At 67.2% G+C, this 21,268-nt stretch carries 23 protein-coding genes; 16 read left to right on the forward strand and 7 right to left on the reverse strand.

What is annotated here, in order from left to right:
• Nucleotides 1–22 precede the first annotated feature (22 nt).
• Nucleotides 23–1,579 carry a serine/threonine-protein kinase gene (locus tag G6N53_RS00715; protein WP_011767767.1) on the forward strand — a complete coding sequence of 519 codons (1,557 nt, stop codon included), beginning with the start codon at nucleotides 23–25 and terminating at the stop codon, nucleotides 1,577–1,579.
• Here G6N53_RS00715 and G6N53_RS00720 read toward each other — a convergent pair whose 3' ends face one another.
• The 6 genes from G6N53_RS00720 to G6N53_RS00745 all read right to left on the reverse strand — a co-directional run bounded on the left by G6N53_RS00720 (nucleotide 1,580) and on the right by G6N53_RS00745 (nucleotide 7,749).
• Nucleotides 1,580–1,954, reverse strand: coding sequence for an ATP dependent DNA ligase (locus tag G6N53_RS00720; protein ID WP_237166294.1), 375 nt, complete (start codon nucleotides 1,952–1,954; stop codon nucleotides 1,580–1,582).
• A gap of 111 nt (nucleotides 1,955–2,065) precedes the next feature.
• On the reverse strand, nucleotides 2,066–3,301 hold the full coding sequence (locus G6N53_RS00725) for an IS256 family transposase (RefSeq protein WP_163886450.1): 1,236 nt from the start codon (nucleotides 3,299–3,301) through the stop codon (nucleotides 2,066–2,068).
• A gap of 95 nt (nucleotides 3,302–3,396) precedes the next feature.
• Nucleotides 3,397–4,005, reverse strand: a complete 609-nt coding sequence (locus tag G6N53_RS00730; RefSeq protein ID WP_237166296.1) for an ATP-dependent DNA ligase — start codon at nucleotides 4,003–4,005, stop codon at nucleotides 3,397–3,399.
• A 171-nt stretch (nucleotides 4,006–4,176) separates the two neighbouring features.
• The gene (locus tag G6N53_RS00735) at nucleotides 4,177–6,126 is read right to left on the reverse strand and encodes a hypothetical protein (protein WP_163886451.1); all 1,950 of its coding nucleotides are present in this window, start codon (nucleotides 6,124–6,126) and stop codon (nucleotides 4,177–4,179) included.
• 195 nt (nucleotides 6,127–6,321) lie between these two features.
• Nucleotides 6,322–7,122, reverse strand: a complete 801-nt coding sequence (locus G6N53_RS00740) for a hypothetical protein (RefSeq protein ID WP_308206986.1) — start codon at nucleotides 7,120–7,122, stop codon at nucleotides 6,322–6,324.
• Between the two features lie 171 nt (nucleotides 7,123–7,293).
• Nucleotides 7,294–7,749, reverse strand: coding sequence for a hypothetical protein (locus tag G6N53_RS00745; RefSeq protein WP_163886453.1), 456 nt, complete (start codon nucleotides 7,747–7,749; stop codon nucleotides 7,294–7,296).
• A gap of 358 nt (nucleotides 7,750–8,107) precedes the next feature.
• On the opposite strand from G6N53_RS00745, the gene G6N53_RS00750 reads away from it, so the two are divergent.
• Nucleotides 8,108–9,319, forward strand: coding sequence for a hypothetical protein (locus G6N53_RS00750; RefSeq protein WP_163886454.1), 1,212 nt, complete (start codon nucleotides 8,108–8,110; stop codon nucleotides 9,317–9,319).
• A gap of 22 nt (nucleotides 9,320–9,341) precedes the next feature.
• On the opposite strand, the gene G6N53_RS29755 is transcribed toward G6N53_RS00750, so the two are convergent.
• A complete protein-coding gene (locus tag G6N53_RS29755; protein WP_006247571.1) occupies nucleotides 9,342–9,509 on the reverse strand; it encodes a hypothetical protein in 168 nt (55 codons plus the stop codon).
• A gap of 338 nt (nucleotides 9,510–9,847) precedes the next feature.
• On the opposite strand from G6N53_RS29755, the gene G6N53_RS00755 reads away from it, so the two are divergent.
• The 14 genes from G6N53_RS00755 (at nucleotide 9,848) to G6N53_RS00820 (ending at nucleotide 21,242) form a co-directional block, all read left to right on the forward strand.
• A complete protein-coding gene (locus G6N53_RS00755) occupies nucleotides 9,848–10,882 on the forward strand; it encodes a DUF932 domain-containing protein (RefSeq protein ID WP_163886455.1) in 1,035 nt (344 codons plus the stop codon).
• Nucleotides 10,883–11,513: 631 nt separating this feature from the next.
• Nucleotides 11,514–12,968, forward strand: a complete 1,455-nt coding sequence (locus G6N53_RS00760) for a ParB/RepB/Spo0J family partition protein (RefSeq protein WP_308206985.1) — start codon at nucleotides 11,514–11,516, stop codon at nucleotides 12,966–12,968.
• Between the two features lie 597 nt (nucleotides 12,969–13,565).
• Nucleotides 13,566–13,811: a glutaredoxin-like protein NrdH gene (gene nrdH, locus G6N53_RS00765; protein WP_006247568.1), complete on the forward strand. Its 246-nt coding sequence runs from the start codon at nucleotides 13,566–13,568 to the stop codon at nucleotides 13,809–13,811.
• Nucleotides 13,812–13,840: 29 nt separating this feature from the next.
• Nucleotides 13,841–14,479 (forward strand): hypothetical protein, encoded by a 639-nt coding sequence (locus tag G6N53_RS00770; protein WP_013470238.1) that lies wholly within the window; start codon nucleotides 13,841–13,843, stop codon nucleotides 14,477–14,479.
• Entirely contained in the window at nucleotides 14,476–15,096 is a 621-nt protein-coding gene (locus tag G6N53_RS00775; RefSeq protein WP_163886456.1) for a hypothetical protein, read from the forward strand. The genes G6N53_RS00770 and G6N53_RS00775 overlap by 4 nt, the downstream gene beginning before the upstream one ends.
• Nucleotides 15,096–15,287, forward strand: a complete 192-nt coding sequence (locus G6N53_RS00780) for a hypothetical protein (protein ID WP_006247565.1) — start codon at nucleotides 15,096–15,098, stop codon at nucleotides 15,285–15,287. Before G6N53_RS00775 ends, G6N53_RS00780 begins: the two co-directional genes overlap by 1 nt.
• 79 nt (nucleotides 15,288–15,366) lie before the next feature.
• Nucleotides 15,367–16,038, forward strand: coding sequence for a chymotrypsin family serine protease (locus G6N53_RS00785; protein ID WP_163680986.1), 672 nt, complete (start codon nucleotides 15,367–15,369; stop codon nucleotides 16,036–16,038).
• Between the two features lie 542 nt (nucleotides 16,039–16,580).
• The gene (locus tag G6N53_RS00790) at nucleotides 16,581–17,120 is read left to right on the forward strand and encodes a hypothetical protein (RefSeq protein ID WP_013470235.1); all 540 of its coding nucleotides are present in this window, start codon (nucleotides 16,581–16,583) and stop codon (nucleotides 17,118–17,120) included.
• A gap of 77 nt (nucleotides 17,121–17,197) precedes the next feature.
• Nucleotides 17,198–17,485 carry a hypothetical protein gene (locus G6N53_RS00795; protein WP_006247564.1) on the forward strand — a complete coding sequence of 96 codons (288 nt, stop codon included), beginning with the start codon at nucleotides 17,198–17,200 and terminating at the stop codon, nucleotides 17,483–17,485.
• Nucleotides 17,486–17,860: 375 nt separating this feature from the next.
• Complete coding sequence (locus G6N53_RS00800; protein ID WP_163886457.1) at nucleotides 17,861–18,436, forward strand: hypothetical protein; 576 nt, start codon at nucleotides 17,861–17,863, stop codon at nucleotides 18,434–18,436.
• Between the two features lie 79 nt (nucleotides 18,437–18,515).
• The gene (locus G6N53_RS00805; RefSeq protein WP_163886458.1) at nucleotides 18,516–19,001 is read left to right on the forward strand and encodes a hypothetical protein; all 486 of its coding nucleotides are present in this window, start codon (nucleotides 18,516–18,518) and stop codon (nucleotides 18,999–19,001) included.
• A gap of 386 nt (nucleotides 19,002–19,387) precedes the next feature.
• Nucleotides 19,388–20,047, forward strand: coding sequence for a hypothetical protein (locus tag G6N53_RS00810; RefSeq protein WP_163680976.1), 660 nt, complete (start codon nucleotides 19,388–19,390; stop codon nucleotides 20,045–20,047).
• A gap of 383 nt (nucleotides 20,048–20,430) precedes the next feature.
• Nucleotides 20,431–20,889, forward strand: coding sequence for a hypothetical protein (locus G6N53_RS00815; protein WP_163680974.1), 459 nt, complete (start codon nucleotides 20,431–20,433; stop codon nucleotides 20,887–20,889).
• A gap of 77 nt (nucleotides 20,890–20,966) precedes the next feature.
• On the forward strand, nucleotides 20,967–21,242 hold the full coding sequence (locus tag G6N53_RS00820) for a hypothetical protein (RefSeq protein ID WP_163886459.1): 276 nt from the start codon (nucleotides 20,967–20,969) through the stop codon (nucleotides 21,240–21,242).
• Nucleotides 21,243–21,268 lie beyond the last annotated feature (26 nt).

Consider the following 21,268-nt stretch of genomic DNA (forward strand, 5'->3'; position numbering starts at 1 on the left):
GTGCGGCAGGGAAGGCTTCGACATGACCGCACCGGAGGGCCAGCCCCCGCCGCCCACCCACATCGCCGGATACCGCGTCGAGCGGGTCCTGGCCGTCACGGCGATGGCGACCGTCTACCTGGTGCACAGTCCCACCCTGCCGCGCCGGGAAGTGCTCAAGGTGCTTCAACCCGAGCACGCCAACGGCGACCACGTTCGCGCCCAGTTCCTCCACGAAGCCGACATCACCGCCGGGCTCGAACATCCCAACATCGTGCGCGTGTTCAGCCGCGGCGAGACCGACACCGGCCAACTGTGGATCGCCATGGAGTACGTCGAGGGAACCAACGCCGAGACTGCGCTGCGCGACGGACAGATGACACCCGAGCGGGCAGTCCACATCATCACCGAGGTCGCCCGCGCCCTGGACTACGCGCACTCCCACGGGGTCGTGCACCAAGACATCAAACCCTCGAACTTCCTGATCGCCGCCCAGAAACTGCCGGGCGGTCTCGACCGCGTCGTGCTCACCGACTTCGGTGCCGCCCTGTCCCCCCACAGCCGCGGAGCTGGCGACGGGCCAATGAGCGCCACCCTCGCCTACAGCGCGCCCGAAGTCATCACCGGGACAGCAGCTTTGGACGGACGCGCAGACGTGTACTCGCTCGCGTGCACGCTCTTTCGACTGCTGACTGGAGAACACCCTTACCCGACAGACGCCGGGGTCGGCGCCACAGTGAAAGCTCATCTGGACACCACCCCGCCCCGGGTGTCCGACCGGCTCAGCTGGGCCTCACCACAACTGGACAGCGTGATCGCCAAGGCGCTGGCCAAGAATCCCGCTGACCGCTACCCCACCGCCGGCGACTTCGCGGCCGCGGCTAACGCAGCACCCACCCTCCCCCTGCCCTTGGCGCCAGTAGCGCCGCGCGACGATCGCGACGAGCCGCCACCCCGCACCGAGCTAGGCGGGGCCGAGTCCCACGGCGCAGCAGCGGATTTCATCAGCCTGCTCCCCCACACCCGTGCCGTCTCGCAGCGGCGCCAGCTGCTCGCAGCGATCGCAGTCGCCGGCGTGCTCATCGTCGCCCTCTCGGTGTGGCTTATCGGCCGCGGCTCCGACCCGCCCGACACCGCACCCACGGCGGCGCCACAGACGACCAGCACGGCCCCGCCCGCAGCGCTTGAGGACCTCCGGCGGCTGCTCCCGTCCGGCTATCCCGCCGACGCATGCACCCCAGCACCATCCCCCGATAGCGCGACGGTGATCACCTGCGGACCAAACACCGACCCTGGTGGACCCCGCAGCGCCACCTACACCCTGGCCGCCGGACCCGAGGCGCTGCGCACCACATTCGACCAGCTCGTCGAAACCACGACAGTGGTGGTCTGCCCCGGAAACATCCAGTCCCCCGGCCCGTGGCGCCGCAACGACACCCCCGCCGTCACCCGCGGAACCGTGCTGTGCGGGCTGAGCAATGGCCGGCCGCGCGTGGTGTGGACCAACGACGCGCAACGGCTCATCGCCGACGTGCAATCCGATGGCCCCAACGACCCTCGGCTGGACCAGCTCTACGCCTGGTGGGGCACGCACTCGTAATTAGCCGGGCGCCGCGCCGGCATCGCGCGGCAAACACACCCCCGACGCGGGCTCGGAACGCAGCCCCTTCCACGACGCATGGCGCAAACCTTTGCCCGCGTGATACTCGCGGTAGGCAACCTCACCGACATACCGCGGCTTGAACCACTGGACCCCCGACATCGACGCCCCCACCGCAACCGGCGGCGCGGAGACCTCAGTCCCGGCCAACAGTGTGGCCAGACGGCGACGCTCGGCACCACTAAAACCCGTGCCCACCTGACCCAACAGCACGAGTTGTCCCGCCTCGTCGTGGGCGGCCAAGACCAGGGTCCCAACCTCGCCGCGATGGCCGGCGAACGCCCCCACGATCACCGCCTCGGTTGTCGCGCGCACTGGGCACTTAATCCAGTCCCGGGACCGGCCCGACCGGTATGGCGAATCCAGCCGGGTCAAGTCCATGGACGTGGTGTACGACGTCGTCGTGTGATTCTTCGTGGTGATGGTTCAGGCGGTCAGTGCCGCGGGGGTGTCCTCCTGTTCTGACGGGGTGTCGTTGACGGCGCGGGATTTGCTCAGCACGTCGAGTCCGAGGTAGCGCCGGGACTCGGCCCATTCGTCGTGCTGTTCGGCCAGCACGGCACCGACGAGGCGGATCAGAGCGCCCCGGTCGGGGAAGATGCCGACGACGTCGGTGCGCCGCCGGATCTCCTTGTTCAGTCGCTCTTGGGGGTTGTTCGACCAGATTTGGCGCCAGATCTGCTTGGGAAACGCGGTGAACGCGAGCAGATCCGGCCGGGCAGCTTCCAAGTGCTCGGCGGTCTTGGGGAGCTTGTCGGCGAGCGCATCGATGATCCGATCGTATTGGGCAGCAACCGATTCAGTGTCGGGTTGGTCGAACACCGAGTGCAACAGGGTCCGCACCCACGGCCACGACGCCTTCGGAGTGACGGCTATCAGATTCGTCGTGTAGTGCGTGCGGCAACGCTGCCAGGCCGCGCCGGGTAGTGTCGCGCCGATCGCGGCGACGAGTCCGGCATGGGCGTCGCTGGTGACCAGTTTGACCCCGGACAGGCCGCGGGCGGTCAACGACCGCCAGAACGTCAACCAGCCGGCCCCGTCCTCAGCCGTGGTGACGTCGATGCCGAGGATCTCCCGGTAGCCCTCGGCGTTGACACCCGTGGCGATCAGGGCGTGCACATTGACCACCCGCCCGCCCTCACGCACCTTGAGCACCAGGGCGTCGGCGGCCACGAACGTGTACGGGCCGGCGTCCAGCGGTCGGGTCCGGAACGCCTCCACGGCGATGTCGAGCTCCTTGGCCATCACGCTGACTTGAGACTTCGACAGCGACGTGATGCCCAACGTCTCGACGAGCTTGTCCATCCGCCGCGTCGAGACTCCGAGTAGGTAGCAGGTGGCGACCACCGTGGTCAGGGCCCGCTCGGCGCGTTTGCGGCGTTCCAGCAGCCAGTCCGGGAAGTAGGAGCCCTGCCGCAACTTGGGAATCGCGAGATCCAAAGACCCTGCGCGGGTGTCGAACTGGCGGTGACGGTAGCCGTTGCGGGAGTTGGTGCGCTCGGTGCTGCGCTCGCCGTAGCCCGCTCCGCACAGGGCGTCGGCCTCAGCTCCCATCAGGGTGTGGATGAACGTGGCGAGCAGTTCGCGCAGCACGTCGGGATGGGTGGTGGTGAGTCGTTCGGCCAGCACGGCGGGCAGGTCGATATTGTGGGCAGCGGTCATCGCGTGTGTTCTTTCTTTGCTCGAGTGACTTTGACGGGTCTCTCGAAGAATCACGCGATGACCTTCAATCATTCGGCTACGACACGCCGGCGCTACTAATCAGGTCCGACTCGTACACCACTCTGCTGGACGCAACCATCCAGCCGTTTACACACGATGCCCTCGTGGTGCTGATCAGCGCATATAGCGAGCATGTCGGCAGGCGCGACATCGGTCCAATGCCTAGGCACCGTCAGTGCTGGCGAACTCTCCATCACCATCAGCGTGTCCAACAGCTCGCGGCGCTCCCGGTAAGGCCAGTGCGTGATGTCTTCGCCCTCGATGTTCATCACATCGAAGGCTAGAAAACGCGTGGGAACCTCACGCACGAGCTGCGCGCCGGGCCGCCGCTGCTGAGGCCACCGCCGCTGAAGCCGTCTAAACGACGGGCGGCCGTGCTCGTCGACGGCGACGATCTCACCGTCAAGGACCATCCGACGGCCACCGACCGCAGCCGCGACGGCGGACAACTCGGGGAAGGTTTCAGTGATGTCCGCCCCATTGCGAGACGTCACCCGCACGCGGCGATCAACAGTCAATATTCCCCGCTGGCCATCAAACTTCACCTCTACAGCAAACTGACCGCCGCGCGGGGCCGGTCCCAGCGTCGCCAACATGGGCGCAGGGGCCACGAGGCGGTCGGGGGACAACGATGCGCGGGTCACGCTTCGAAGGTACCCACCGGTGGCAGCGGGTCATTGTCACCGCGTCAGATGTAAAACCATGTCGCAAATCTCGATCGTCTGGCCAGAGGATTTGCAGGTGTCTCAAATGTTGCGGCGAACAGTCTGGTCTCATTTACGTGGCGAATCGTGGGTATCAGCCCCAGCCGCGATTTAGCTCCCGTCGAGCAGCTTGATCACCTTGCTACTGGTCTTCACGATGTGATGGCTAGGCGGCAGGAAGGGAAACCCTGAGCTAAGCAAGTACAGCTGCAATGACGCCATCCCGTACTTCGATGCCTTCGCGCGCCAGTTCGCGATCAGCTCGATCATGTTGGGATTGCTGCCCCACGTCGCCCCCATATCGGCCATCCCTTCAAGCAGCTGGAGGTCGGATATCGGGACGATGCCGGGGGCGTACACCTGGGGCGAAAGATGCTTGAAGGCCTTATAGCCACGCAGAGTGATGTCGAACTGGGTGAGCAGCCCGTTGACCACGCCGGCGTCGGGCACGATGACGAGCGGGGTGTACATCGTCTTCGTGTCGACCTTCTCGTTCTTCCAGCCTCCGTGTTCTTTGACGAGGTCGATTGTCGAAAGCAGCTGCCTGAACTTGCCCTTACTGGCGTCGGCGAAGATCTGCTCGACCTCGGCGCTGTACTCGTCCCATGTCGCCAGCCCCTGTGCCGCTTTGTCTTTCAGCGCGTGGTTGGTCGCGTCGATCACGATGCAGTGTTCTTTACCGAAAATCATCCAGTCGCACAGCGAAGGCGTCTCCTTTCTCGTCCACGCGGACTGCATATCGCTTTCACCGACGATTGTGGTTAGGTGCGGGCACTTGCCGACGATGCGGTGCAAAATCCCGCCGACGAAGATCTCGAACGCGTCGCACATGGCGGTCTTGAACCGATTTTGGAGGCTTCTGGTGCTCAAGCTAGCCCACGCCTCGAAATAGAGTTGCGAGCCGCACAGCCGATCGATCGCCCATTGATGACGCAGCATCACCACGGTGTTGTCGTCGACCGTCAGGAAGGGAAATCGCGTCAGCGTGTAGCGCTGATTGCCGATTGCTCCCTTTTTGCGATCGCCTTCCAGCTCGATCCTGTACTGGTCCAACGGCCTTGCCATGTTGGCGAACAACAAGTCGATGGCGCTCTCGGCGGCGCCGTCGGCGAGCAGCTCCTGGCGGGTGAATCGGATCTGATGGGTATTTCTGCTGCGCTTGATGATTCGGGCGCCGAGGCGCATCACGTCGAGCAGTTCGACACCTGACGCAATCTTGAACGACTCGGCGGGCGTGGCGCCCAACCCTTTGGTGTTCGATTTCGGTGCCCACTGTGTGAACCACAGGTCGTAGGTGTTCGAAAGCGCGATCTCGTATTTCAGCGGCTGATTGAATAGTGACGACGCAATTTCATTTTGGATATGAGGCTTGGCGTACTCGTGGGTTTCCTCAAGGTTCATCTTCGGCAGTTTTTCCCAGAGCTTGGCCTTTTCGGCGTCGGTGGGCACGTCGCCCGCGAATTCTTCGTCCGAATTCTGTTCGGATGTAATCGACAACAGTAGGTACACCAGCGTATTTCGCTCAATCGGTGGTGCCGCCTCATCCGGCGATGCGTACTCAATAATCTCGCGCTGCAGCTGAGCGGTGGCCCGTGGAGACACAAGGTGATCGTTGTAAGTGATCATGCGGTTCACGGCTTTCTCGCACACGCCGCCGCTGCCCCCGGCGGCGAGGAAATCGCCTTCGACGAGTTGGACGTCCTGCGTGGTGGTGTAGGCCACGTCCCACTGTCCCTGTAGGCGTGCGACAGTTTCGAGCGCGTCGTAGAGGTTGACGTCGGCGAGCAGGTCGCGCCGTTGCTCGCCAGAAAGTGGCGTGAGGCCGAAATGCCCGCAGACCATCAACTGCCCCTGTGTGCCAAGGAAACCCATCAGCTGCGAAATGGGGTCACCGCCGCCCCCGCCACTACCGAAACCCGCAGCAGGTAGAGGCATCCACGGCGGCAACGAGCCGTTGGTGCCGGCCTTTGGCATGGGTCCGGCGTTGCCGGCGCCGTTCTGCTGGCTCTTCTGCTCGCTTTTCGCGGCACGCTCGCGTCGGATTCGCGCCCCTTTACCCACCGGAATTCAGACCTCTCTTATCGAGCAGCCCGTCGCATCTAACGGCTCGACGGGTCGCCTGCCCTGTTCGCGTATCGACCGCCGTAGCGCGGCCAGCCTCCGCAACTCGTCGCTAAACTCGTCGCGGGAGCACACTGGTTCGATATTAAGGCCGTTTCCGACAGATTTCGAACATTCATTCGCCTCTGGGGGTCATCAGCGGCGCCACACGTGAACACGGTCGGTCTTGAGCGGAGCGCCATCTGGGCCCTTGACGTACGGGGCGATCCACTTCGGGCGCCGATCGGCATGGTTGGGCCCACACGCCTGCTGACGCCAATGACCGCCCACCCACCATCGGTGTCGGTACTGACGGTCACCCGATGAACCATCGCGTTCCGGGGGCGGGTTCATGGGTCGTCGCAACTCGATGATGCTCACCCGGTCCGGGTCCGCGGCCGCACGAGAGGATTCCTCGGTCTGCGTCGACGGTGCACTGCCGAGGACGCGGGTGGAGGCGACGGTGGGTTGGCCCATTAGGAGCCAGGCCGCTCCGACGACACTCACCAACGGCGACGCCTCAGCCGATCGGGCCACCTCAGCGGTGCGCGGCACTAACGGCTGTAGCAGCAGCGTCGGGTTGGTCACCCACAGTGGCGAGGACACCCCGTAGGGGGCGAGCAGCTCGGGGTTCTTAGCCAGGCGTGACAACGGCTGAATTTGCAGCACCCCGTCGGGGCGAGACCACCACCACACCCCATCCCACGAAACCTCGGTAGGATCGTTGGGGCTCAAAGCATTCCATGGCACACTTCCGGCCGGCTTTGCCCAACACAACAGCCCAGTCGGAGCCGGTGCGGCGACAGCGGGCGTCCACTCCGGAAGGGAGTCGGCGGCATCGAGCGCGACGTCAACCATGTCGCGTGAAACCCAGTACAGCTCAGCATGTTTGATGATGTCGGCTTCGCCGCTCATCTGACTCAACGTCTCGGCCAGTTTCGCCTGCAGCCGCTTCAACCTTCGAAGGCTCTCCCCCGCAGCTCCCAGGGCCTCGGACGGTTCTGCAAGGGCGCTGGATTGGTGGTCGACAAGGCTGTCCAAAGCGTTGCACCACTGCCGGCGAATGTCGGGCAGGCCCGGTGCCGCCCACGGAGTCGCTTTGCGGCGGCTCATCGCCGGCCCGCCGTTCTAGCCGAGACCATCGGCGAACTCCATGACGGTTGCCGCCTGCTCCTCAATGAGAGAGACGAACTTCGGGATCGACTGCGTCGTCATGCGTGAGGGCAACTCCTGCGCCACCGCCCTGAGGCGGGCGCCGGCGGCCCGTAGTTCGGCCTGTTGCACCTCGCGGCTCACCGGAGACGGCGTCACATAGGTCAACACCGCCCGCAATTCGGGAAACCGGATGGCCTCCCCGCCGAGCTGCTCGTTGAACAGCCGCGCATGAGTGCCATCGGCGTGAGCCCAGCTGCGCATCTCCGATTCGAGGTAGGCGGCTATCACGTGCAGTGCCGTCGGTGTGGCGGCGGCGATGGTGGATGCCCCGGCTCGGCCGTACGTGCGGACGGTCTCGGCGAGGTCGCGAACCTCGGTGACCACCTTGGCCAGGTAATTGATATCAACTTGCACATCGAAGTCGGGCATACCAGCGATCCTAAGGGCGCGGCGCACCGCTGATCTGCAAAGATTCCCCCACTCACACCAGCTGTACTCCAGTCGGGGAGATGGCACTGCCGTGCCCGACGCGGCACGTACCCGACACACGCCCCTGGCCTTGCCTGTGGTTCTGCCTTTCTGGCCCTCCGATTGTGGCCGGCGATCCGCTCCGCGCAAGGCCACGGCCTCCGCTGCGCTGCGGGCCCACAGGCTCGGGGCAGCCCCCCACAAACGTTCGCTGCGCTCACCCGGGACCTGCCCCGCCCGGACCTTTGCACTCCACGGCCCTCTACCGGCCCAAATCTCCAGTGCCAGAAGGCAAAAAGAACGGGCGGGAGACCCCACGATGAGCACCCAGGCACACCATGAGCAGGCCAGCCTCTTCAGCGACGACACCAGCACACGCCGCCACCCCCGGCATGTGCTGTCGTATGGCCTCGGATTGGACAGCACGGCGGTCCTACTGCGCTGGCTCACCGACCCGTCCAGCCGTGACTTCGACCTATCCGACCTGGTGGTCATCACCGCCATGACCGGAGACGAATTCAGTGCCACCGGGGCCGACGTCGAGCGCTACGTGCTCCCCGAGCTACGTCGCCACCGGGTCCGGTTCGTCCAGGTCGGCCGCCACCAGCTGCTCACCACCGCCGCCGGCGAGGGCATCACCACCTTCAGCGACACCACCGAACCGGACCGACTCTTCGTCGAGGGGGCCTACGCGCTGTCGACGGAGATGCTCACCGCCGGCACCCTGCCGCAGCGCGGCGGTGCCCGCAAATGCAGCGCCCGAGCCAAGGGCGCGGTCCTCGACCCGGTGATCGCCCGACTCACCGGCGGGCAGCCCTATCAGCATTACGTCGGCTTCGAGGTCGACGAGATGGGCCGCGCCGAGCGCGACGCCGCCTACAACACAGCCGCACGAACCGGCCGCTACCCCCTGATCCAATGGGGATGGACGAGAGCTGACTGCGACACCTTTGTCTACAACCTCACAGGACGCAGATGGCTCAAAAGTGCCTGCAGCTATTGCCCTTTCGCGCTGAGCTCGGCACGAGGCGTGCAGTCGACGCTGCAGCGTTACGCCGCTGATCCCGCAGCCGGAGCGCTGGCCCTGTTCATCGAACACGTCGCGGTCTGTATCAACGACAAGCAAACCCTGCGCCCGACTGGCCGCCTCTACGACGATGTTGCCGCTGCTGGTCTGACCGGTGTCCTTGACCTATTCCACCGCCGCCTCGACGACACCGAGCACGCGATCTACGAAGTGCGCCGGGTGGCCAAGGTTCGCAGGACCGGAACCAGGCCGGTCATCGCCCGGTCAGTGCGTCTGCTCGATCGTGGATCTCGCGCCGGGATGGCAGCCGTACTACTGGGCATGCCCGGGCAGCTGCACACCGGCAACGACGGCATCGCGCGCAGCATCGCGCTGCGCCGCGGTGAGACGCCGCCATGGGCAGAGCGGTTCTATGTCGCCTGCCCGGCCGTCGTTGCGGACAAGGCCAGACCCCACTTCGAGCGCTGGTTCGCCGAGGTGGCCGGCGATGTCGCACTGTTCTGACACCCGCCGTCGGGCACGCCAGCTACAGCCCCAGCGGGTCCGACCAGGCCGGCTGCGCAAAGGCGGTGTCGAACGGCATCACCGGGCGCGGCCACACGCCGGTGACCACCCAGGTCAGCACCGGCGCCGACACCGGCCCCTGGACCGGCCGCGTCAACGCATCGACCAGCGCACTCTCACACGACGACATCAACCCAGGCTACCGGCGCGGTGCATATCCAGAATGGAAGCGCCTGGCGGCGCTGCAGTTGATTCGCCGGCCCCTGCGGGCCCGCCGACCCACCGAATTTTGCCTTTCTGGCCCTCCGATTGTGGCCGGCGATCCGCTCCGCGCAAGGCCACGGCCTCCGCTGCGCTGCGGGCCCACAGGCTCGGGGCAGCCCCCCACAAACGTTCGCTGCGCTCACCCGGGACCTGCCCCGCCCGGACCTTTGCACTCCACGGCCCTCTACCGGCCCAAATCTCCAGTGCCAGAGGGCAAAAAGAACGGGCGGCCACCGCCCACTCACCTCCCGAAAGGAACCCACCATGGCTCACGAACTCGATCAGACCGCAGGCAAAGTCAGCTTCGCCGACTCGCGTACCGACGCCTGGCACCAACTCGGCCAGCAGGTCGGCCACGCTATGACCGCCCGCGAGGCTCTGCACGCCGCCCACCTGGCCAACTGGAACGTCCGCAAAATGGCGCTGGTTGTCCCCCAGGAGCCGGTGATCAGCGAAACCGGTGTCACCACACCCGCCCCGCTGGCAGTGCCCGACCAGTGGGCCACCGTGCGCACCAACCCCATCACCGGAGCCCTCGACGTGCTCGGCGTGGTCGGCAACAAGTACGAGCCGATGCAAAACGAAGCATCGTGCGACCTGCTCGACGCGCTCACCGGAGAAAGCGGCGCGGTCTACGAGACCGCCGGGGCGCTACGCGGCGGGCGCGAAACGTTCGTCACCATGAAGCTGCCCGAATCCATGGTGTTCGACGGGATTGATGGCACCAAGGACCGCACCGACTTCTACCTTGCCGCGCTGAACTCTCACGACGGGTCCAGCAAGTTCCGCTTCCTGGTGACGCCGGTGCGCATCGTGTGCGCCAACACCCAAAGCGCGGCCATCGCACGCGCGGCGGCCAGCTTCGGCATCAGCCACACCGGCGGGGCCGCCGTCGCCTTGCAGGAGGCCCGACGAGCACTCAAGTTGAGCTGGCGCTACGTCGAAGCGTTCGAGCAGGAGGCAGCCGCCCTCTACGCCGCCCCCATGGACCTCGACCAGATGCGCCGTTTCGCCGGCGAGCTCGTCGACGTCGCCGGCGCCGAGTCCAAGACCACGGCCCGCAACCGCCGCGACACCGCCAACGCGATCGTCAAACTGTGGGTGTCCAGCCCCACCGTCGCCCCGATCGCCGGGACCCGGTGGGCGGCCTACAACGCGGTCACCGAGTACGTCGACCACTACAGCAAGGTCCGCGCCGCAGGAGATCCGCAGTCGGTACGGGCCCTGCGCGCAGTCACCGGCGGCAGCACCGCTCAGACCCTGAAGACCAACGCCTTCCGGATGCTGCAAACCCTCTAACTCCCCGGGTGGTCTGGCCCGCCCCGCGCGGGCCAGACCACCCCATCACCCACGATCCCGAAAGGCACTGCCATGCAGGAATATCGGGCACGACGGCCACGGCTTGACCGACCCGCACCGATGCCGTCGGGGAGCTGCCCAGGCGGAAGCGCCTGCGGCGCTGCTGAACACCGGGTCCCTGCGGGCCCCGGCGCTAGTTTATTTGCCTTCTGGCTTTCGATTATGGCCGGCGGCCCGCTGCGTGCAAGGCCACGGCCTCCGCTGCGCTCCGGGCCCAGGGGCTCGCAAATTTCTTTCGAGGCTCGCTGCGCTCGCGCGAAGAATTTTGCGCCCGGACCTTTGCACTCCACGGCCCTGATGCCGGCCCAAATCTTCAGTGCCAGAAGGCAAAAAGAACGGGCGGCCACCGCCCACTCACCCCATCGATGAAAGGTCACCATCACCATGAGCGAGAACACCACCACCGTCACCGACAACGACATCAACGCACAGGTCGCGGCGGCAGGCACCCTCGAACACCTCGACCCGCACACGTTGGAGCTGGAAGCCAACGTCCGCGACGACGCCGCACTCGACGCTGATTTCGTCGCCAGCATCAAAGAGCACGGCGTGCTCAACCCCATCCGCAGCGGTGCGCGGACACGACGGCGTGGTGCGGGTGCGCGCCGGACAGCGACGCACCCTGGCCGCACGCGAGGCTGGTCTGACCAGCGTCCCGGTCTACGTGCGCCCAGCCGGTGCGACCGACGACAAGGCCCAGGTGGTCGAACGGGTCTCCGAGCAGATCGTGGAGAACGACCGACGCCGCGAACTCACCGAGGCCCAGCGGGCACGCGGCATCCAGCAGATGCTCGACGCCGGAGCCTCCGTGACCAAGGTCGCCAAGAAGCTGTCCATCGGGCGCGACACGGTCAAATCCGTGGCAACCGCCGCCGGATCACAGGCGGCGATGGAGGCACTCGACGCGGGGCAACTGTCGCTGTCAGAGGCTGCAGTGCTCAGCGAGTTCGATGACGACCCCGACGCCATCATGCGTCTGCTCGAAGTGGCCGGAACCAACCGATTCGAGCATCGGGTCGCCGAAATCCGCCAGGACCGCGCCGCCCAACAGGCCTACCAGGAAGCTGCCGCCAGCTACACCGAGCAGGGATACACCGTGGTCGAGGACTTCCCCGCCTACGGGGACACGACGTGTGTGGAACTGCGCTACCTGCGCACCCCCGAGGGCGAGGCTGCCACCGACGAGCATGTCACCGACCCTGCACACTGGGCGGTCTGCCTGACCGAAGTCGAAGGCTACGTCGACACCGAGACCGGCGAACCCGTCGACGCCCACGACATCGACTGGCACGCTCGATTCAGTGCCACGGTTGCCGAGGGCAAGCGCGACCCCAGCTCGGTCACCGAAGTGGTTGTGTGGGAGGCAGATTGGTTGTGCACCGACTACGCCGCCGCCGGACTGGTCTTGTGCGAAACGCTGGCTAAGCGCGTGGAAGCCCTCGCCCGCGAGGACAGCGACCACCACGCCGATGACTCCAGCGACCAGGACGCCGAAACGCGGGAGGCCGCAGCAGCCGAAGCGGCGCGCCGCGAGCGGCGCAAGGTCATCGCGCTCAACAAGCTCGGCGAAGCCGCCCAGCAGGTGCGTCGCCAGTTCATCACCGACAAGATCCTCGCCCGCAAGACCGCCCCCAAGGGTGCGGCGATGTTCGTGGCGAGCTGCCTCACCCGCGACGTGCGCCTGATCGAGGAACACCACGGCGGGCAGATCAGCGCCGAGATGCTCGGGGCCAGCGACTCGACAGCAGTGACGAAGATGGTGGCCGAGCTGCCCGCCACCGGCGACGGACGCGCCCAGGTGATCACCCTGGCGCTGGTGCTCGGTGCACTGGAAGCCCGTACCGGCAAGGACGCCTGGCGGGGCAGCGGCTGGGGCCACTACGTCGGAGCCGCCGAGCTGCTGCGCTTCCTGGCCGACAACGGCTACCCGCTGGCCGACATTGAGCGCGTCATCCTCGGCGAGCAAACCGTCGATGCACTCTATGACTCGCTGACCGAGCAGTCCGAGCCCGCCGAGGACGACTAGCCCCCGCGTCGGGAGGTGGGGCCGGTCAGCGCCGGTCCCACCTCTCGCTCGGGACCGCCATCAGCAGGACCATGGTCGCGCATTTCATCCACGGAATCGACATCGCCGCGACCAGTGCAGCGGAAGCGCCTGACGGCGCTACTGAATTATTTTTCTGACCGCTTTCTCTTTTATCAATTGTGGCCGGCGGCCCGCTCCGCGCAAGGCCACGGATACGGCCTAACGGCCCGGAAACTTTTCCACGAATCCGCTCGCAAAAGACGCTCACGGGGAAAACTTTCCGTCCGGACCTGTGCACTGCGCTGGGCCCTACGCCGGCCATGACATTGATGCGAGAAAACGCCAAAGAACAGGCAGCACCAAAGCCGAACAGGAGTGTGCGAAAGCATGTTACGACCGATTCGAGGGTCCGATACCGGCCAGAGCCATACCGGCGGAACGGGTTGCCTTCAGCGTAATTACGCGCTGGTTTTCGCCCGGTCAAAAAAGGTCACAGCTTACCCACAAATAGCCAGATAAATGTTGCCTGACACGCCGAAATGCCGATATAATCGAAATAGATAACAGCAATTCGTGACAACCCTTAAGGAGTGAGAAATGACCGCCATCACCGTCTACACAAAGCCCGCCTGTGTGCAATGCAACGCGACCTTCCGGGCATTGGACAAAGCAGGTGTGGATTACGCGAAAGTCGACATCACCGTCGACAGCGACGCCCGCGACTACGTGATGGGACTGGGCTACCTGCAGGCCCCCGTCGTGGTGGCCGGCGGACAGCACTGGTCCGGTTTCCGGCCCGACCGCATAGCTGAGGTCAGCAAAGCCCACCCGCTGAGCGCCTGATCACCTTTGACCACGACAGGAGACCCACGATGTACCAGCTATCCATCGACCACCAAGGCCGGTCGGTCACCACCACCGACCACCCCGACCGCGACGACGCTCACCGCAGCCTCATCAACTACGTCATCGGCGCCGACTACTACCTGCGCCCGCTGCCCACGCACCCCGACACCACCCGCTACGAACTGCTCGCCCTGGCCGAACCCGACAGCCGCGCCACCAGGCCGCACCACACGGGACACGCCACCATCGCCCCGGCCGGTCACGAAGCCAGCGAGACCGCCACCTACCACGCCGCCGTCGCCGCGCAGCGATGGATCACCGACCACCACGACACCTGGCACCACGGGTCCGACACCGACCCCGGAGCGCGCTACCCGCTGGCGGTCCTCACCGCCGCCCGCGCCGAAGGCCACTGCTGGTTCACCGCTGGCACACTCTGGCGCGAAGCCGCACAGCTGGCCGGAGTCGAGCTGCCCACCGCACCCGATCAGCATGTCCTGGAGACACTGCGCCATCACGCCCTGAGCCAGGCCGGTACTCACCCCAGCCCCGCCGAGCTGGCCGCCGCCGTGCACGCCGCTTTGCCCACCGCCACCACCACCGACCAAGCCAGCGCCCTGACCTGGTGGTATGCCCTGCTGATCTGGGGGGCCACCGCATCATGACCGCCGCGCACCGCGCCCCACTGCACGTCGTCCCCGACAACGACACCGACCGGGCGGCCGCCGAAGACTTCGAGCTCAGCGCCGAACCGAGCGGCGAAACCATCGCCGCACGCTGGGAGCCGGAAAATCAGCTCCTCGGAGGCCTGCTGTGGATGCCCTACACCCGAGCGCGCACGTTCTGCGACCTCATCCCCGACATCGCCATCTGGCGGCCCATGAACCGCTGGGTCTACGAGATCATCCGCCGCGTCACCGACGCCCGCCGCGACCCCGATCCGGTCACCGTATTGGCCTACGGTCGCCAACACGCCGCCACCCAGTCGCTGGACCCCACTCGCCCCCCGACCGCCGGCCAACACCACCGACTGGCCCTGCATCTGGCCGACCTCTACACCCACACCGTCAGCGCCGCCGCAGCAGCCAACCACGCGCGCGACGTGCTCGACGAGGCGTACCGCCGTGCGGTGCGCGAACACGGAATCCGCATGCAGCAGATGGCCGACAGTGGCGCCGACCGTGCCGACCTCACCACCCACATCAGCACCGCCCGCGACGACCTCGCCGAACTGTGGCGACGCGCCGAAGCGGCCGCCCAGCCCGGATGGGACCAGCCGTGATGAGCCCCGGCCGTACCTCCACCCCGGTCAGCGTCGATCTGCGCATCGCCGCCCGCGCTGGCCAAGCGGTCCAATCCTGCGCCGCCCAGGACCACGGCCAATCCGCCCGCACCGCGCACGCCTGGATCGACACCCTGCACAACCGCGCCCGCCGCGCTGCCGAGCGGCAACGCACGCGGTCGCAGCGCTGAGCCTGCGCCCGAACCTGGGTTGTCAGCGGTCGCGCCCACAATGATTCGCAGCACCCCACCAGGAAGAAAGGGACTCGCGATGCGGCCCACCCGAGCAGCAACACTGACCGCCCTCGCCGGGGCCCTCATCCCCATCACCAGCCTGTTCGCACCCGCGCTCAGTCATGCCGGCGCCTACACCGTGGCCGCCGGCGACGAGATCGCCGTGCACTCGAACACCGGGTCCACCACCTGCACGCTGGGCTACACCTACACCGCCGGGGCCACCACCTATGGGGTCACCGCCGGCCACTGCACTCGAGGTGGCGGCTCCGCAGTATCCGACCACGACAGCGGGGCCACCGGCGCCGTCGCCGTCGCCGTCAACGACCCCGATCCGCTTTTCGACGACTTCGCGCTGATCAACTTCGGCACCAGCCGATCGGTGTCCACGATCAACGGCATGCCTGTCAGCGGCATGGGTGTTCCAGATCCCGCAATCACCGTGTGTCGCAGCGGAATCCGCACCAAGACCGTCTGTGGACAGCTCGACGGGCGGCTACTCGGCTACCAATACAGCGTGACCGGGATGCCCGAAAGCATCCCCGGCGACTCCGGAGCGCCCGTGTGGCAGCCCGCCAGCGACGGCACCGCCACCATCGTCGGTATCTGGCTAGGCGAGCACCACACCCACAGCGGCACCCGCACCGGCCGCTTCACCAGCCTGACCGAATCGCTGACCGATCTGGTCGTCGCCGGCCTGCAGCGCTGACCCCGGGAGCGGGCCGGTGCCCGTGCACTGAGAAAAGCCGGCGCGCAGCGCCGCCCACATCTATCCACCAAACCCGCGCGCTGGGCTGAGAAACAACCCCGGTCCATTCTCGCCACGGTGCCGATTGCGCGAAATACCGCCTCGCAGAACCCGTTCGGGGTGAAGGCACTTATAGTGCCAGCCACAGACGGCCCGTCACCTCGCCCGCGCCCCACCTGTCAAGCGGCGCCCGGAGGCGCCGATGCCCGCCTGCGGCGGGCGTGGGTTTGGGTAGCTGCTCACCTTTAACCGTTCAGCTGGGTCGCCCAGTGTGACCGACGAGGCCCCGTCACGCGCAACCCACACCCGCGCCGAACTGCGCAGGCCGAGTGACCTTTTCGGCCCAACGCCAGCTCGCCAGGGCGCTGCGCGCCGGCTCGCGCGGGCCGAAAACCCTGCTCCGCTCGTCACGGCCTCTTCGGGGTTGCGCGCGCCACCCCGCCGGTCCCCCGCACCCCCAGCGCTAACCGGCGCACCCACCCCGTACACGAACGGAGAACACCATGACCAAGATCGCCATCCCCGAGTCGCACATCGGCATCCCCGCCGGAGCGATCTCCCAGGCCTACGTACGACTGCGCGGCGCCCAACAGCCCGACATCAGCGTCCATCACGCCCACACCGACATCGCCCGCGTCACCCTCACCTGGGGACGCATCCTGTTCACCTTCTTCAACACCCAAGCAGCCCAGGGCGTGCTGGAAGCCTTCGGAGCCGCCCGCCAGGCGCTGGCCGGGCTCCCCGACAACCTCGCCCCGCGCGACCAACAGCCCTACGACGGGCCCGCCATCGGCGTCGACTGGACCCGACGCCCGCCCTACGCCGTCACCCGCCGCGAAGCCCTCACCCCCGACAAGCGACGCACCATCCGCTGGGTCGAGGTCTACATGCGGCCCGTGACATTCCAGATCGTCGACCTCGCCGCCTACCGCAGCGCTGTCGAAGTCCTCCAACTCGCCCACAAAACAGCCGCCGCCGTCTGCCTCGACGGAGACCAACACCGCTTCGATCCCACCGACGCCAGCTACCGCCCGACCCGGTGATCCACAGGGGCCGCACTTATCCACAACCGGGAGTGCGGCCCCTCCCGCCACCGCCTCCTGGCGGCGATCATCGGAACATGACCATCACCTGGGCAGTGACCAGCAGCGGCCACCGCAGCGAGCAGACCATCATCGGTCTCGGCGACAACCCCGCCCACGCACGCATCCGGCTCACGGCCGCCACCGCGGCCCTGATCGCCCGCGCCGGCGATGACGAATGGCCGCGCTACACACTGCACCTCGGAGCCGACATCGCCGCCATCATCCAGACCGGCCATGCCGTCGACGGCAGCCCCGACCACACCGGCACCGCCGAGCTCCTCGCCTGCCTGCACCACGACAGCCCCCATCCCTTCACGCCGTAACCCCCGCACACCACACCGGCGCGGTGCGGTGTCTTCGCCGTGCGCGGTCGCCGGGGCACTAGGTGCGACCGGCGGAGGCCCGCCTGCGGCGGGCGTGGTCCGTAGCCCCTCACCTTTAACCGTTCAGCTGGGTCGCCCAGTGTGACCGACGAGGCCCCGTCACGCGCAACCCACACCCGCGCCGAACTGCGCAGGCCGAGTGACCTTTTCGGCCCAACGCCAGCTCGCCAGGGCGCTGCGCGCCGGGCTCGCGCGGGCCGAAAACCCTGCTCCGCTCGTCACGGCCTCTTCGAGGTTGCGCGCGCCACCCCGCCGGTCCCCCGCAACCCCAGCGCTAACCGGCGCACCCAACCCGTACACGAACGGAGAACAACCATGACCACCCACACCGACCTCCTCGCCGGCGGCCGCCACACCTACTGGCTGGGCGAACGCCTCGCCGCCATCGCCACCGACCTGCTCTACTTCGTCGAACCCGGCCACGAGGAACTGCACCCCGACGGCATCCCCGACGGGCTGACCATCACCGCCCACCGCCGCAACCACACCTGGGGCTCCACCGCCCAGGTCTGGGCCCGAGACCCCCAGGCAGTCCTGCAGGCCAGCGCCGAATCCAGCGCCGCACACCCCGACCTCGGCCGCTCCATCTCCGCACGCACCCGCCACTTCCGCGGCGGCGGCCTGCTCTGGACCCACACCGCACCTGTCGTCACCGATGAACCGATCAACCCGCTGGACCCCTGGAGCTACGCCGCTGTTGGCCGCCACCTCTACCAGCTGCGCCCCGAATACCGCCTCGACGGCGCACCCCTATGGCAGCTCCGCACCGACGACCTCGACACCGAACATCCCCGCTTCGCCGGCATCGACTCCGCCACCACCCACATCGCCGAGTTCCTCGAACCCGCACCCGCACCGTCCCGGCGGCGCCGCGGCACCCGCAGCGCCTGACATCCACACCACGCCGGCGGCCGCCAACCCACCGCGGCCGCCGGCACCTCCCCTCCCACACCACCGAAAGGACCCCACAATGAGCGAGCACGCCACCACCCCCGCAGGCGAGACGACACCCCTGCGACGCGACGGAAACGCCAACTACTACAACCAGATTGACCCGCCAGCAGCACATTTCATCGAACAGACCGTGGCAGTGCACCTACGGCTCTCCGACGACGGCACCCGCTGGATCGTCGACGGCCCCAGCGTCGACGGCCACCCGCTCGACAGCACCTACCGCGATCTAAGCGCCACCAACTCCGAATGCGCCTGCAGCCAGCCCAAGGAATGCGCCCGGCTCCGCGACCACGCCGACAATCTGCCGCTACCCACCGGCGCCGAACTGCTCACGATGCTCGCCGCCGCCCTCGACGCACCCGCCGAGCTCATCACCGCCGAACAAGCCAGCAGCTGGGCCGGGCGCACCCTCACCGCCGACGAGGTCGACCGCCTCTCCGAAGCGATCCCGCACTCCTCGATCCCCGACGCCATCGACACCATCGCCGCCAGCTGGGACTAAAACTCAGCAGCACGGGCCCGGTCACCCACCGCAGGGTGACCGGGCCCCCCTTTTCCTCCGGTCCTAGCCGCCCGCAGCAGCCCTCCGGGGCGCTTGGCGAACGTCCGATATCCGTAACCCCTCACTTATCTACCTGTCAGCAGCCGCCCAGCCTGACCGCAGGACCCCGAGCCGGCTCAACCCACACCCGCGCCGAACTGCACAGGCCGAGTGACCTTTTCGGCCCTGCCAACTCGCCGAAGGCGCTGGCGCGCCCGGCTCGCGCACGCCGAAAACCCTGCTCCGTCCCGGCGCGGCCTCTGCGGGGTTGACCCGCCCCACCCCACGGTCCATGACGCGGCCGCACTGACCGGCGCACCGCCGGTCACCAACAGTGAGGACCCACCATGTTTGACCCCTTCGACAAGATCGCCGTACCCACCACCGCCGGCACCTACGTCATCGCCCTGTACTACGACATCGACGCCGCCGCACCCGATTACAGCGACGACGGCGGATTCGTCTACCTCGGCACCGCCCGTACCATCAGCGCTCAACTCGGCGACGCCGCCCACGACGTCGCCGCCCTGCTGCGCCAGCACACCGCCGCCAATGACTCCCTCAACGACCATGAGTACCGGTCCGCGGCCGCCCTCTGCCGCTACCTGTGGCTGACCCACGGACTCACCGGCATCCTGGAAGTCACCCGCAGCGGCGACCGCTACGGCACCGCCGAGCCCAGCGCCGACCGCTACCGCAGCATCGACGGTCTGGCCTGGGCCCCCGCCGACGCGACAACACCCCTGGACTACACACGTGGCACCGTGGCCGCCTACGACGCCTGGGCCAACGGCGAGGTCTACGGCTACACCGTCGTCGCCCCCGACTGCCGAGACGTCGCCTCCTGCTGGGACTTTTACGCCGACCCCGACGAGCCGATCACCGCTGACGCTCCCCCCGGCCTGGCCACCATGGTCGCCCAGGCGCGCGAGGAGATCGACCACGACGTCGAAGCACGCACCGCCCAGGCCAACACCATCGGGTCCGGATTCATCGGGCTCATCTAAAAACACTGTCCCGGCGAGCCGGCCACCGCGACATCCACCGGTGGCCGGCCGCCCTACAGCGACCCACCGCCCACTGGCGGCCGCCCTGGCGGGCGCCGGATGCCCGCCTGCGGCGGGCGTGGGTTGGGTAGCTACTCACCTTTAACCGTCAGCAGGGGTCGCAGCCTAATCGGCCGGGGGCCCGACCGGTCAACCCACACCGACGCCGAACTACGCAGGCCGAGTGACCTTTTCGGCCCTATCAAGCTCGCTGCCGCTCGCGGGCCGAAAACCCTGCTCCGTCCAACGTCGGCTCTTCGGGGTTGACCGCCCACCCTCACCCGATTGACCGCTCCCCAGCGCTGACCGGCGCACCACTCACCACGAGAAACGGGAGAACAACCATGGACCACGCATTCGAACTCGCCTTCGACCTTCTCGCCGAAGCCGCCGACCGCATCCAGCACCAGCAGTACGGCATCACCCGAAACCTGCACCACAACCACGGACCGATCCAGCTGACCACCGTCCACGAGTACAGCCCCGAACAGGGACACCACCTCGTCCTGCTCGCCAACGACGACTACGGACTCCTGGCCGCCATCGAGGCCACCGCACCCGACCTTGACACCACCCCCGACACCCGCATCCAGAAAGTCCGGGCCGGCGACCTGACCTTCCACGCCGTGCCCGGCACCTGGTCCTACCGCGCCACCGGCGCCCACACCTACACCCTGACCGCCGGAGTCGGCGACGAGCCGATGTGGACCCTCACCATCGACCACGCACCCCTGGCCCTGGCCTACGACGACCTCCACCAGGCCATCGACGACGTGCTCACCACCGAACCCGTCGCCGCCTAACCGATCCCGGCCGGGCCCGCCACCACCAGGCGGTGGGCCCGGCCCCATCCACCCACTCACCACGGAAAGGACCCACCATGACCAACACTAACGACGCCGACTGGCAGGCCGACTGGGCAATCGAGATCGACCGAGGCCGCCTGGCCCTCGACGGCAGCCTGGTCGACGCCATCAACGCCCTCACCCGCGCACAGCAGGCGCTGGCCACTTTGACCAGCACACACGTCTACGACATCGAGTTCGCCGAGAACCCCCAAGGCGACGACATCGCCTCGTTCCTGTCCGACAGCCTGCGCAACACCCGAGCCGCCTACCACATCGCTCACCGCGTCATCGAGGACGAACGCACCTAAGACGTCAGGGGCCGGGCCCACCGCCA

The organism is Mycolicibacterium hippocampi (assembly GCF_010723735.1).
Lineage (GTDB): Bacteria > Actinomycetota > Actinomycetes > Mycobacteriales > Mycobacteriaceae > Mycobacterium > Mycobacterium hippocampi.